The organism is Polynucleobacter necessarius (assembly GCF_900096755.1).
GTDB lineage: Bacteria > Pseudomonadota > Gammaproteobacteria > Burkholderiales > Burkholderiaceae > Polynucleobacter > Polynucleobacter necessarius_K.
In genome coordinates, this window is sequence record NZ_LT615227.1 from 804929 (window position 1) to 818290 (window position 13362).

The following is a 13362-nucleotide window of genomic DNA, read 5'->3' on the forward strand; positions in this document are numbered from 1 at the left end:
GGCGCTAGCGCATGAATAATTTCATGGACCGGTTCGGAGAAATATTCTCCATGCTGATGTCGCAGCTCTGGAATTATCCAGAGCGTATGCAAAAGCTTAGCCGTTTCTTGATGCGCTGCTTTACTGTCATGCTAGTAGTTGGTGTGCTAGTTTGGCTGAGTCAACGCCCTGTCTTTGCATTGAAGCAAATTCAGATTGAGCCAGTTGCAGGACAAACACTGAAGCACATTAATAGACCGATTGTGAAACAGCAGGTACTGGAAACAGTCCACGGTAACTTCTTTAGCGTTCGCTTGGAAGATGTGAAGCGTGGATTTGAGAGTATGCCGTGGGTGCGACATGCCAATGTCCGCCGTGTTTGGCCTAATGGTTTGGTTGTCAGTATTGAAGAGCAGAAGCCATTTGGTACGTGGGGTGGAGCTGATAGCCATACCCTAATTAACTCGCACGGCGAAGTCTTTACTGGTCGAGTTTCAGAGGTAGGCGATGACACGCGCTTGGTGGACTTTTATGGTCCCGAAGATTCAGGCAAGGAAGTAATGAGTTTGTATGAAAAAGCAAATAACTGGTTTAAGCCGTGGGGTGCTGAGGTAACCAGCCTTGCTCTTACAGAACGCTATGCCTGGCACGTCAAACTTTCGAATGGAATGAAAGTGGAGTTTGGGCGTGATGAAGAGAGTTCGGATAAAAATTTGACGGAGGAGCGTGTAGCGCGCTTATTTAAATATTGGCCACAAGTTCAAGAAAAGTGGGCAAATCGAATTGATGCAGTGGATTTACGTTACGCAAATGGTTTTGCAGTTCATCTTGCGTCCGCAAGTTTGAAAAAGAATGAAGTGGATGCCAAAAAAAGTGAGCAGAAGCAATGAAGAATGGTAATGAGTAAAGATAATCGTGACCTATTAGTTGGCTTAGATATTGGCACCTCGAAAGTTGTTGCCTTGGTCGCTGAATTGGCGCCAGATGGTCAATTCAATGTGGTTGGCGTTGGTCAAACAGCATCAAAAGGCTTAAAGAAGGGTGTAGTTGTCAATATTGAGGCAACTGTTCAGTCTATTCAGAAGGCTCTCGAAGAGGCTGAGGCGATGGCCGATCGTCAGATCGTGCAAGTTTTTACCGGCATTGCTGGTAACCACATTGTGAGTTTTAACTCCAGCGGCATGGTTGCAATTCGCGATAAAGAAGTTGGATCGGGCGATGTAGAGCGCGTACTTGAGACTGCAAAGGCAATCAATATTCCGACTGACCAGCAAATTTTGCACATCCTAGTTCAAGAATTCATTATTGATGGGCAGGAAGATGTGCGCGAGCCAATCGGCATGAGTGGTTTACGCCTAGAGGTGAAGGTGCATATTGTTACCGGCGCTGTCAGCGCTGCGCAAAATATTGTGAAGTGTGTTCGCCGTTGTGGCTTAGAAGTTAATGACTTAATTTTGCAACCTCTGGCTTCAAGCTTGGCGGTACTTACTGAAGATGAAAAGGAGCTGGGCGTTGTTTTGGTTGATATTGGTGGTGGTACCACTGACATTGCTATTTATTGCCAAGGATCCATTCGTCATACCGCGGTAATTCCAATCGCAGGCGATCAAATTACCACTGACATTGCTATGGCATTGCGCACGCCGACTATTGATGCTGAAGATTTAAAGATTGCGCATGGCATTGCTCGTCAAGATATGGCCGATCCAACCGCAAAGATCGACGTGCCTGGTGTTGGTGATCGCGAGTCTCGCCCAATGTCTAAGCAAGCACTTTCTGCTGTGATTGAGCCTCGCGTTGAAGAGCTATTCACGCTAGTTAGAGGTGTAGTTCGTGACTCTGGCTATGAAGACATGGTTTCTTCAGGAATTGTTTTAACTGGCGGCACTTCATTGATGCTCGGAATGGTCGAATTGGCTGAACAGGTGTTCTTGAGGCCTGCTCGAATTGGCACTCCGGAATATCGCGGTCATTTGCATGAAGTGTTACGTAGTCCTAGATATGCCACCAGCATTGGTTTGCTGATGGAGGGTCAAGCGCAGTTATTGCGTGGCCGTCGTGTTTCTCAATCAGGCGCGTTGCAAGGAGTGATTTCGCGCATGAAAGAATGGTTTGCAGGAAATTTTTAAGTTTTTTTTCGTCGTCGTCAATGTAGTACGTTTATTACCTAGGAGGGTATATGGAATTTGAAATGTTAGATCAAGAAGTAGCTGGCAAGACCATTATTAAAGTGGTTGGAGTCGGTGGTGCTGGTGGTAATGCTGTTCAGAACATGATCCGTCGTGGTGTTAACGGCGTAGAGTTCATTTGCATGAACACCGATGCTGGCGCTTTACAGCGTTCTGAGGCATCTGTGAATTTGCAACTGGGCTCTAGCGGATTAGGTGCTGGCGCTAAACCAGAAATTGGTGCAGCTTCAGCTGAAGAGGCTCGTGCTCGTATTGCAGATACTTTGCAAGGCGCGCATATGGTGTTCATCACTGCCGGTATGGGCGGTGGTACTGGCACTGGTGCCGCTCCAATCGTTGCTCAAGTGGCTAAAGAAATGGGCATCTTGACCGTTGGTGTGATTAGTAAGCCATTTGATTTCGAGGGTGTTAAGCGTTTGAAGGTTGCTGAAAATGGCGCCGCTGAACTCGAGTCATATGTGGATTCACTAATTGTTGTGCTCAACGAAAAACTCTTTGAAGTAATGGGTGAAGATGCTGAGTTCGATAAGGCATTTGCATGTGCGGATGACATATTGCATAACGCAGTTTCTGGTATTGCAGAAATTATCAATGTTCAAGGTTTGATTAACGTTGACTTTGAAGACGTAAAAACTGTGATGGGTGAGCAAGGCAAAGCCATGATGGGTACTGCAACTGTTTCTGGTATGAATCGTGCGCGCTTGGCTGCCGAAGCTGCTGTTGCTTCTCCATTGCTCGAGGGTGTTGATTTGTCAGGTGCACGTGGCGTATTGGTAAACATTACTGCAAGTCGTTCATTGAAATTGTCTGAAACTCGCGAAGTGATGGCTGCGATTCGTGGTTATGCTGCTGATGACGCTACTGTGATCTTTGGTACTGTGTACGACGAGAGCTTAGGTGATGCATTGCGTGTGACTGTTGTTGCCACTGGTTTAAACAATCCACAAGCTCGCCAAAATCATCAACCAGAAGTAGTGTGGAGACAGGCTACTGGTACACATGATGCAATGCCAACCATGGCTGATCTAAATAGCTTTGCGCCTGCAAGCGCATCTGCAGCAATGAGCAAGGTAAGTTTAGATTCAGCTTTGTCCACTAGTGCTGGATTGGCGATGACGGGAACTGGTAGTGCTCCTGCAATGGCAGCTCAACCTGCTAGTGCTGGCGTTGACTACAGCCAATATGATTTGCCACGTGTTTTTCGTAGCTCTCGTGAAGCGACTCCTGCGCCTACATTAGGTGCAGATAGCTCCCCGCAGGCTAAATCCATGTTGGACAAAGGGGCTGATTACTATGAAATCCCAGCCTTTTTACGTAAGCAAGCAGATTAATTGACTGCTTAATACAATAGAATAGGTAATTGCGAAATGCCAGCGCGGCGCCCCTCCGGACGACGAATCCCGCGCTTGCGTTGGCATGCTTACTAACAATTATTTATTGGAGATGTCATGATTGCTGTTGGACAAAAATTACCAAACGCTACGCTTTATGAGTTTTTTGACGAAGAGAGCGAAGGCTGTTCTTTAGGGCCAAATGCATTTGAAGTTGAGAAATTGGCAGCAGGAAAAAAGATTGTGATTTTTGCTTTACCGGGCGCCTTTACGCCAACTTGTTCTGCAAAGCATGTTCCTGGATATGTAGAGCACGCCGATGCGATCAAAGCAAAAGGCGTTGATGAAATCTGGTGTATTTCCGTGAACGACCCATTTGTGATGGGCGCATGGGGACGCGATCAAAAGATTGGCAAAAAGATCCGTATGTTGGGTGACGGTAGTGCTGAGTTCACCAAGAAGCTTGGTTTGGAGTTGGATCTCACTGCTCGCGGCTTGGGTGTGCGTTCAGATCGTTACGCCATGATTGTTGAAGATGGTGTAGTGAAGTCTTTGGATCGCGAAGCCCCTGGAAAGTTTGAAGTGAGTGACGCAGCTTCTATTTTGAAGAAGCTGTAACTCAAATTTATTAACAGATACCCCCTGAATTTAGAGATATCAAGATGATGAAGCAAAGAACCATTGCCGCTCCGGTGAAAACCGTGGGAATTGGTTTGCACTCTGGCCGCAAGGTTACGATATCCATTAAGCCTGCGCCAATAAATTCAGGGGTGCAATTTGTTAGAGTAGATACACCTGAGCAGTCCGTTGTTCCTGCAACTGCTTTGGCGGTATGCGACACCAGACTTGCCTCCGTCATTCAAAAGGATGGAGTGCGCGTCTCCACGGTTGAGCATCTGTTATCAGCTTGCGCTGGATTGGGTCTTGAAAATTTATTGATTGAGCTGGATGGTGAAGAAGTGCCCATCATGGATGGGAGTGCTGCATCATTCTTATTCTTGATTGAGTCTGCTGGCATTACCGAGCAAGACGCCCCGCGCCAATTTTTAGTGATCAAAAAGCCGATAGAGGTACGTGAGGGCGATAAGCGAGCACGCTTAGAACCTTTCTTCGGATTTAAGTTAGATTTTACGATTGACTTTAAACATCCGGCCGTTGATAAAACAGGTCAACGATTTATTGTCGATTTTGCAGAACATGCTTACCGCAGTGAAATTGGCCGTGCGCGAACTTTTGGATTTGCACATGAAGTTGAAGCATTGCGTGAGATGGGTTTGGCACGCGGCGGAAGTTTAGATAACGCAATTGTTTTAGATGAGCACCGAATTTTGAATAACGAAGAACTTCGTTATGAAGATGAGTTTGTCCGCCACAAAATCTTGGATGCTATTGGAGATTTGTACCTGATTGGTCACCCAATTGTTGGGGCTTATGTCGCTGAAAAATCAGGCCATGCCCTCAATAACGCACTGTTACGTAAGCTTTTGGAAGATCCAAGCGCTTACGAAATTAGCCCATTTGCGCAAAATAAGGCGCCTGCGGCCTACTCTCAAGAGAGCCAACCACTCTTTTTTTAAAGTACTAAGTTTTTAGCTACTTAGGCTTGTTCTGCAAAAGTCGTTCAACTGCCTTGCGTAGGTTTGAATCTGGCGCCAATTTATTTAACAAATCTTCCCAGGATTTCTTGGCTACCTCATTGAGGCCTTTAGGTTTTTCGCGTTTTTGAGCGTCGGGGTGCGGCTTTGCTTCCCATGCTGGGGCGGCAGGCTTTACGCGCACTTTAATGGCACTGCAAACCAGGCCAAATTTTGATAACTCATTGATTAGACTGGGTAAAATCTGTTGGAGTCGGCTGGCAATACTAGCGCTACCTACTAGTAAACACAGCTCATTTTGGGCTCCTGAGCGCCATCCGGCCTCAATTTTGGAGTTCAGGTGTTCTAAGCCCAGCTTTCCTAGGGCTAAGCCAAGGATGGGCTTGAGTTTGGCCAAATCTTCAGTCTTGGCCAAAATACCTCCCAGACCCTCGGATTCCCGTAGGTAATCTAGCCATTCATGGGCTGCATGCTTGCGGGATGGTTTAGGGCTAAAGTTCATAAAAAATGGGGTTGCGGGTGATAAACTCAAGGACTTAATTTTCTTCAATATCCCATGGTAATCGGTCTTCTTAAAACCCTGGTCGGCAGTCGTAACGACCGCCTCTTAAAACAGTATCGCAAAGTCGTTGCCAAGGTTGGCGCTTTTGAAGCTAGCCTGCAATCTTTGGATGACGCTGCGCTCGCAGCCAAAACGGCTGAATTTAAGTCCCGCTTGGCTGCTGGAGAGTCTCTGGACGATATCACTGCAGAAGCGTTTGCAGTAGTTCGTGAGGCCAGCACTCGCGTTATGAAAATGCGTCACTTTGATGCTCAGATAATGGGGGGCTTAGCTTTACATCAAGGCAAGATTGCCGAAATGGGTACTGGAGAAGGTAAAACCTTAACTGCTACTCTTCCTGTCTATCTCAATGCATTAACCGGAAAAGGTGTGCATGTTGTAACGGTGAATGATTACTTGGCGCAGCGAGATGCTGAGTGGATGTCTAAGTTATATAACTTCTTGGGTATGAAAGTTGGTATCAATCTATCTCAGGTGGATCACACAACCAAGCAAGAAGCTTATGCCGCTGATATTACTTACGGTACAAATAACGAATTTGGATTTGATTATTTGCGCGACAACATGGTTCAAGATTTGGGCCAACGTGTTCAACGCGGATTGGCTTATGCAATCGTAGACGAAGTTGACTCTATTCTGATTGATGAGGCACGTACGCCTTTGATCATTTCTGGTCAGGCCGAAGATCATACTGATCTTTATATCAAGATTAATGCATTGCCTGCGCATTTAGAGCGTCAAATTGGTGAAGAAAAAGCCGATGGCACTGGCGTTGAGAAAGCTGGCGATTACTGGGTTGATGAGAAGTCGCAACAAGTCTATTTGACTGAGCAAGGACATGACAAGGCTGAAGCTATTTTGGTTCAGCTGGGTGCTTTAAATGACGGCGCTTCTTTGTATGCACCACAAAATATTACCCTGATGCATCACGTGTACGCAGCATTGCGCGCACATACTTTATATGACCGTGATCAGCATTACGTTGTTCAAAATAATGAAGTGATTATTGTTGATGAGTTCACAGGTCGCTTAATGCAAGGTCGTCGTTGGTCTGACGGTTTGCACCAAGCGGTAGAGGCTAAAGAAGGCGTTCCGATTCAGAATGAGAATCAAACCTTAGCCACCATCACTTTCCAAAACTACTTCCGTATGTACGGAAAGTTGTCAGGCATGACAGGTACTGCGGATACCGAGGCTTATGAATTCAAGGAAATTTATAACCTTGAAACGGTGGTGATTCCTCCAAACAGAATTAGTCAGCGTAAAGATCGTCAGGATCAGATTTTTAAATCTTCCCCCGAGCGTTACGATGCAGTTATTAAAGATATTGAAGATTGTTATCAGCGTGGTCAGCCAGTATTGGTTGGTACAACGTCGATTGAAAACTCAGAATTAATTGCGGGCTTGCTAGACAAGCGTAAATTGCCTCATCAGGTTTTAAATGCAAAGCAGCATGCCCGTGAAGCTGAGATCATTGCGCAAGCTGGTCGCCCAAAAATGATAACGATCGCCACAAACATGGCTGGTCGTGGAACTGATATTGTGCTCGGCGGTAACGTTGGAAAGCAGTCCTCATTGATTGAGGTGGATGATTCTCTTTCTGATGCAGATAAAGCAAGCAAGATTAAGAAGCTCCAAGACGAGTGGCAGAGCATTCATGATGAAGTTTTAGCTGCGGGTGGTTTGCACATCATCGGTACTGAGCGTCATGAGAGCCGTCGTATTGACAATCAGTTAAGAGGTCGATCTGGCCGTCAGGGTGATCCAGGATCTTCCCGCTTTTATCTCTCTTTAGACGATGCACTTTTACGCATTTTTGCGGGCGATCGTTTGCGCGCTGTAATGGAGCGTCTAAAGATGCCGGATGGCGAGCCAATTGAGGCTGGTATGGTCACGCGCTCTATTGAATCTGCTCAGCGTAAGGTTGAAGGTCGCAATTTTGATATTCGCAAGCAATTGCTGGAATATGACGACGTTGCAAATGATCAACGTAAAGAAACTTATCGTTTAAGAAATGAAGTTCTTGAGAGCCAAGATATTGGCGATCTCATCGCAAATTTACGAGAAGATGTTTTGCGTTCCGTCTGTGATTTTTATGTGCCCACTGAATCCATGGAAGAGCAGTGGGACTTGGCTGGCCTTGAAAATGTGTTGGCGAGCGAATGGGGTCTTACTGTAGATCTGAAGAATTGGGTTAAAGCGGCAGATACTGTTGAAGACACTGAGATTGTGGATCGAGTTCTGCAAGCAGCAAAAGATGCTTATGACGCTAAGGTGCAATTATGTGGTCGTGAGTCATTTGCAGGCTTTGAGCGTTCTGTTTTGCTCTACAGCTTAGACAGTCATTGGCGCGAACATTTGGCGGCATTGGATCATTTACGTCAGGGCATTCATTTGCGTGGTTATGCGCAGAAGGATCCTAAGCAAGAATATCGTCGTGAGGCTTTCGAGCTCTATGGTGAATTGCTTGGCATTATTAAAAACGATGTTGTGAAAGACATCATGACCGTGCAAATTAGAAGTGCTAGCGAATTAGATCAAGCATCTGAATCAATGAATGATGATCTAGCAAATCTTTCTGATGTTCAGTATCAACACGCTGACCCTGATAAAGAGGTTGCTGGTTCAACGGGTGATCGCGGTGCTGCAATTGATATTCAACCAGCGCCAGCTCGTACCGGTCCTAAGATTGGGCGTAACGATCCATGCACTTGTGGAAGCGGTAAGAAGTACAAGAACTGCTGCGGCACATTGGCCTAAAGGTCTAATAATTTACCAAATTGCTTTTTAGTGGCTCGGATCTATCCGAGCCATTTTTCTTGGTGAAATCCCTAACCTTTCACTTCGGCGAGCATTTGCCTTATCTGTCATTATTTGTGAATGAACTAGTAAGCAGCACTTCTTTTCTTTATTAAATTTACTAAGGGGGCGTCATGGCCGTATCTTTTACTCTCAATGGCAAAGTAGTGAATTTTGATGGGGATCCAGAAACCCCAATTCTTTGGGTATTGCGAGATCATCTGGATGTTACGAGTCCAAAGTATGGCTGTGGTGCTGGTTTATGTGGCGCCTGCACCGTACATCTCGATGGTGCTGCGATTCGTTCATGCTCAACCCCAGTATCAGCTGCTGCTGGCAAGAAAGTGACTAGTCTAGAAGGTTTATCGGCCAAGGTTGGCAAAGCCCTGCAAGATGCTTGGATTGAATTTGATGTTCCTCAATGTGGTTACTGTCAGACTGGGCAGATGATGTCTGCAGCAGATTTGCTGGCAAAGAAAAAACAGCCAAGTAGCGATGATATTAAAAATGCTATGAGCGGCAATATTTGTCGCTGCGGCACTTATTCCCGCATAAAGAAAGCAGTAAAACGCGCTGCTGATAAATTGGCTTAAGAGAGAGGTTGCATATGAAAAATCATTCTGTAAAAAATTTAGGCCGTCGTCAATTTATTCAGCAGGGGACTGCTTTAACCGGTGCCTTGGTTATTGGCATGCATCTCCCTTTAACTAGTGAGGCAGCTGTTGGTGACGCTAATAAACCTGCTTTAGCTAACGCTTGGATCCAAATTGCACCGAACAATAAAATTACCTTGATATGTGCTCGCTCAGAGATGGGGCAGGACGTTTACACCTCTTTGCCAGCGTTACTTGCCGAGGAATTAAATTTACCCTTATCTATGATTCAGGTAGAGATTGCGGGAGTGGCACCGGTATATATCAACGCTATGTTGGGCGGACAAATTACCGGTGGATCAACATCGGTACGCGAAGCATTTGATAAATTAAGAACGGCTGGCGCTGCAACACGTGCAGTGCTAGTTCAGGCTGCTGCTCAACGTTGGAATGTGGCAGTTGCTGACTGCAAGGCGATGAATGGCAAAGTAATCCACTCGAGTGGCAAGTCGGCAACGTATGGTGAGTTGGCTTCTGATGCGTCTAAGTTGCCATTGCCAGAAAAACCAATCTTGAAATCTCCAGCCAACTTTATGGTGATTGGCAAGGAGACAATGCGACGTCTGGACACCCCGGTAAAAGTTGCCGGTAAGGCAGTCTATGGGATTGATGTAAAGATCCCGGGCATGGCGATTGCATCTTTGGCTCAGTGTCCTGTAATTGGTGGCACCCCAACCTCTTATGATGCTTCGGCAACCATGAAGGTTTCGGGCGTCATCAAAGTCGTTCAGATTTCTGATGGTATTGCGGTGTTAGCAAAAGACTTTTATGCCGCACGCAAGGGTAGGGATGCTCTAAAAATTACTTGGAATGAAGGCCCTAATGCTGGCTTAAATAACGCAGTAGTTCGTAAAGCGCTTGAGGCAGGCTTGTCTAAAAAGGGTGTTATTGTTAAAACGACTGGGGATGTAAATGCAGTCGTTGCTGGCGGTAAATCTATTAGCGCAGATTATTTCTTGCCATATTTAGCGCACTCCACTATGGAGCCGGTCAATTGTTCTGCCGATGCCTCAAATGGTAAATGCAGAATTATTGGACCCATTCAGTTTCAGCAGGGCGGTCAAGCTGTGGCAGCCGCAGCCGCAGGCGTGAAGCCTGAAGACGTCACCATTGAGACCGCTTTCTTGGGCGGCGGGTTTGGTCGCAAGCTTGAGCTCGACTTTATTCGTCAAGCCGCAGAAATTTCTAAGGCAGCTGGCATGCCGGTGAAGATGCTTTGGACTAAAGAGGATGACATCACACATGATTTCTATCGTCCAATGAGTATTCATCGAATGGAGGGTGTGATTGGTTCGAATGGCCAGAGCTTGCCGCAATGAAGGCGAAGATGGTTTCGCAATCAGTTACGGCACGCGCTTTTCCAGGTTTTGTGAAGGATGGTTTTGATCCTTTCATGGTGGAGAGCTCTGGTAACTTAACTTACGATATTCCCAACTTGGAAATGACAAACGTGTCATTGAGGGTGCAGGTATTCGGGTTGGATATTGGCGTTCGGTGAGTAATGCGTTAAATGCCTTTGCAGTCGAGAGTTTTATAGATGAAGCTGCAAAAGCCGCAGGCAAAGATCCGGTTGCCTATCGTATGGCAGCGTTGGCTAGACATCCTAGAGCAAAGGCAGTGCTTGAGGCTGCCGTGAAGAAGTCTGGTTATACCGCTGGCAGCAAGCGCTTTGGTGTGGCTCAGATGGAGTGTTATGACACTTACTCAGCATGTATTTTGGAGTTAGATAACGCCGCATCAGAAACTAAGGTGAAAAAAATTACTTTTGTATCAGATTGCGGAATCGCAGTACACCCAGATCAGGCGCGCGCTCAGCTGATGGGCGGAGTTGTTTATGGTTTAAGTGCCGCCATGAATAATGCTATTACGATCGAAAATGGCCGTGTACAACAAAATAACTTTAATAATTATCCAAGTTTGTGTCAAAACCAGGTTCCGGTGATTGAGGCGCATTTGATCCCAAGCCAAGAAAAGCCCGGAGGTTTGGGTGAGGTTGGTGTGCCATTGGTGGCACCAGCTTTGGTTAATGCAATTTCTGCTGCTACGGGTAAGCGTATTAGGGAATTGCCCGTAAAAGCCTGAATGTAGCATTCTGAGAATCAAACAAAGCGCGCCAGATTCTGGCGCGCTTTGTTTTTGGGTCTCATCTACAATTGTCACACTATGACAGTTAACCTACCCCTCCCCTTAAAAGCCGATCTCAAACCAGTTAAAGGTTTCGAGATGGGTATCGCCGAAGCCGGAATTAAGAAGGTCAATCGCAAGGATCTATTGGTAATGACATTGGCCCCTGGTTCACAGGTAGCCGGCGTTTTTACTTTGAATCGTTTTTGTGCTGCCCCGGTGCAAGTCTGTCGTGAGCATTTGGCGCAAGAGGGTCGTAAGGGCGAGATTCGGGCGTTGGTGGTCAATACCGGCAATGCCAATGCAGGAACTGGCGAGCAGGGGATGAAACATGCCTTGGAAACCTGTGCTGCGCTAGCAAAGGACCTCAAGATTAATCCAGAGCAAATCTTGCCATTTTCTACAGGCGTCATTCTGGAGCCCTTGCCGATTGAAAAGATTATTAGTGCGCTGCCACAAGCTGTAAGCAATCTGGGTGAAGACAACTGGTTTGATGCTGCAGAAGCCATCATGACCACCGACACGCAACCTAAGGCCACTTCAACCACCGCGCAAACACCAGAGGGTTTGGTGACCATTACTGGTATTTGCAAAGGCGCTGGAATGATTCATCCTAATATGGCAACTATGCTGGGCTTTATTGCCACTGATGCAGGATTTGCACCAGGGCTATTGGGTGAACTTACACGCGAGATTGCAGGCCTTTCTTTTAATGCCATCACAATTGATGGTGATACATCAACGAACGATTCGTTCATCATCATGGCTACAGGCCAGTCGGCTGTACAAATCAAATCTGCCGATGATGCAAGCTACAAAATTGTCCGCGATGCTTTAGTTTCTTTGGCCAGAAAACTCGCGCAAATGATTGTGCGTGATGGTGAAGGTGCAACTAAGTTCATGACGATTGAAGTGGTGGGTGGGAAGACTTCTGATGAGTGTCGTTTAGTTGCCAAGGCGGTTGCGCACTCTCCATTAGTCAAAACAGCCTTCTTTGCAAGCGACCCCAATCTAGGTCGAATCCTTGCTGCTATTGGTTACGCAGGCATTACAGACCTAGATGTCAATCGTGTTCAGATGTGGCTCGGAGATGTCTGGGTTGCTAAGGATGGTGGGCGTAACCCGAGCTATCAAGAAGCGGACGGCCAGAGAGTAATGCAGGCCCCAGAAATTACTGTCAAGATTGATTTAGGTCGTGGCAGTGCAAGTCAGACAATGTGGACTTGTGATCTTTCTCATGATTACGTTTCTATTAATGCTGACTACCGCTCTTAAAAGGCCCGCAGATCATGAATGAAAAACTAGAGCAGCTTTTAAGTCACCTTGAGACATTTTTACCTAAGCCATTAACCGATGAGCAGTGGAAATCTTCTACTGCATTTAGATGGCGTCGTCGCGATAGTATTTTTGGCAGCATTGGATTCTTGCAGCCAGTCAAGCATGTATCTGACATTACCTTTGATGATTTGCAAAATATTGACCGTCAGCGAGATGCGATTCGCGACAACACAAAAAACTTTATTCAAAAGAAGCCCGCCAATAATATTTTGTTGACTGGTGCCAGGGGTACCGGAAAATCCTCTTTAATTAAGGCAAGTTTGCATGAGTTCGCCAGCCAGGGATTGCGCTTAGTCGAGGTTGAAAAAGAACATTTGGCCGATTTGGCCGGTATCACCGATCTTTTGGCCGAACGGCCAGAGCGCTTCATCATATTTTGTGATGACCTCTCCTTTGAAGATGGGGGGTCTGGCTATAAATCTATGAAATCCGCCTTGGACGGATCTGTTTCAGCTCAGGTGGACAATATTTTGATTTATGCCACTTCCAACAGGCGCCATTTATTGCCTGAATACATGAGGGACAACGAGGGCTACGTTCATAGTGATGATGGGGAAATTCATCCTGGTGAAGTGGTTGAGGAAAAAATTTCTTTATCTGAGCGTTTTGGATTGTGGCTATCTTTTTATCCACCCAAACAAGATGAATATCTTGCCATCGTTGCGCATTTTGGTTTGACTGCGGCGCAAATCGAAGCTGCTCGTTCAGAAGCTTTGGTTTGGGCATTAGAGCGTGGCTCACGTTCAGGTCGCGTTGCTTGACAATTTGCAAAACACTGGGCTGGCTCACAAG

Annotated in this window: 13 protein-coding genes; 12 read left to right on the forward strand and 1 reads right to left on the reverse strand. The window is 46.3% G+C overall.

Annotation, left to right across the window (positions count from 1 at the left end; all coding sequences use genetic code 11):
- The first annotated feature begins 11 nt into the window (after positions 1-11).
- From DXE27_RS04245 to lpxC, 5 genes are all read left to right on the forward strand, one after another.
- Positions 12-869 (forward strand): cell division protein FtsQ/DivIB, encoded by an 858-nt coding sequence (locus DXE27_RS04245; protein WP_128113029.1) that lies wholly within the window; start codon positions 12-14, stop codon positions 867-869.
- Positions 870-878: 9 nt separating this feature from the next.
- On the forward strand, positions 879-2108 hold the full coding sequence (gene ftsA, locus DXE27_RS04250; RefSeq protein ID WP_128113030.1) for a cell division protein FtsA: 1230 nt from the start codon (positions 879-881) through the stop codon (positions 2106-2108).
- Between the two features lie 50 nt (positions 2109-2158).
- Positions 2159-3499 carry a cell division protein FtsZ gene (ftsZ, locus tag DXE27_RS04255; RefSeq protein WP_128113031.1) on the forward strand — a complete coding sequence of 447 codons (1341 nt, stop codon included), beginning with the start codon at positions 2159-2161 and terminating at the stop codon, positions 3497-3499.
- Between the two features lie 117 nt (positions 3500-3616).
- Positions 3617-4117 (forward strand): peroxiredoxin, encoded by a 501-nt coding sequence (locus tag DXE27_RS04260; RefSeq protein ID WP_128113032.1) that lies wholly within the window; start codon positions 3617-3619, stop codon positions 4115-4117.
- Between the two features lie 44 nt (positions 4118-4161).
- Entirely contained in the window at positions 4162-5076 is a 915-nt protein-coding gene (lpxC, locus tag DXE27_RS04265; RefSeq protein WP_128113033.1) for a UDP-3-O-acyl-N-acetylglucosamine deacetylase, read from the forward strand.
- 16 nt (positions 5077-5092) lie between these two features.
- Here lpxC and DXE27_RS04270 read toward each other — a convergent pair whose 3' ends face one another.
- Positions 5093-5626 (reverse strand): hypothetical protein, encoded by a 534-nt coding sequence (locus tag DXE27_RS04270; RefSeq protein ID WP_231969648.1) that lies wholly within the window; start codon positions 5624-5626, stop codon positions 5093-5095.
- Positions 5627-5650: 24 nt separating this feature from the next.
- Between DXE27_RS04270 and secA the strand changes: the two genes are divergently transcribed.
- From secA to DXE27_RS04295, 7 genes are all read left to right on the forward strand, one after another.
- A complete protein-coding gene (gene secA, locus DXE27_RS04275) occupies positions 5651-8416 on the forward strand; it encodes a preprotein translocase subunit SecA (RefSeq protein ID WP_128113034.1) in 2766 nt (921 codons plus the stop codon).
- A 173-nt stretch (positions 8417-8589) separates the two neighbouring features.
- Positions 8590-9048, forward strand: coding sequence for a (2Fe-2S)-binding protein (locus DXE27_RS04280; protein ID WP_128113035.1), 459 nt, complete (start codon positions 8590-8592; stop codon positions 9046-9048).
- Between the two features lie 14 nt (positions 9049-9062).
- Complete coding sequence (locus DXE27_RS09600; protein WP_231969649.1) at positions 9063-10427, forward strand: molybdopterin cofactor-binding domain-containing protein; 1365 nt, start codon at positions 9063-9065, stop codon at positions 10425-10427.
- Positions 10424-10606 (forward strand): hypothetical protein, encoded by a 183-nt coding sequence (locus DXE27_RS09605; RefSeq protein WP_231969650.1) that lies wholly within the window; start codon positions 10424-10426, stop codon positions 10604-10606. The genes DXE27_RS09600 and DXE27_RS09605 overlap by 4 nt, the downstream gene beginning before the upstream one ends.
- Positions 10603-11190 (forward strand): molybdopterin cofactor-binding domain-containing protein, encoded by a 588-nt coding sequence (locus DXE27_RS09610; RefSeq protein ID WP_231969651.1) that lies wholly within the window; start codon positions 10603-10605, stop codon positions 11188-11190. Before DXE27_RS09605 ends, DXE27_RS09610 begins: the two co-directional genes overlap by 4 nt.
- Before the next feature lie 81 nt (positions 11191-11271).
- A complete protein-coding gene (gene argJ, locus DXE27_RS04290; RefSeq protein ID WP_128113036.1) occupies positions 11272-12507 on the forward strand; it encodes a bifunctional glutamate N-acetyltransferase/amino-acid acetyltransferase ArgJ in 1236 nt (411 codons plus the stop codon).
- A 14-nt stretch (positions 12508-12521) separates the two neighbouring features.
- Positions 12522-13331 carry an ATP-binding protein gene (locus DXE27_RS04295; protein ID WP_128113037.1) on the forward strand — a complete coding sequence of 270 codons (810 nt, stop codon included), beginning with the start codon at positions 12522-12524 and terminating at the stop codon, positions 13329-13331.
- Positions 13332-13362 lie beyond the last annotated feature (31 nt).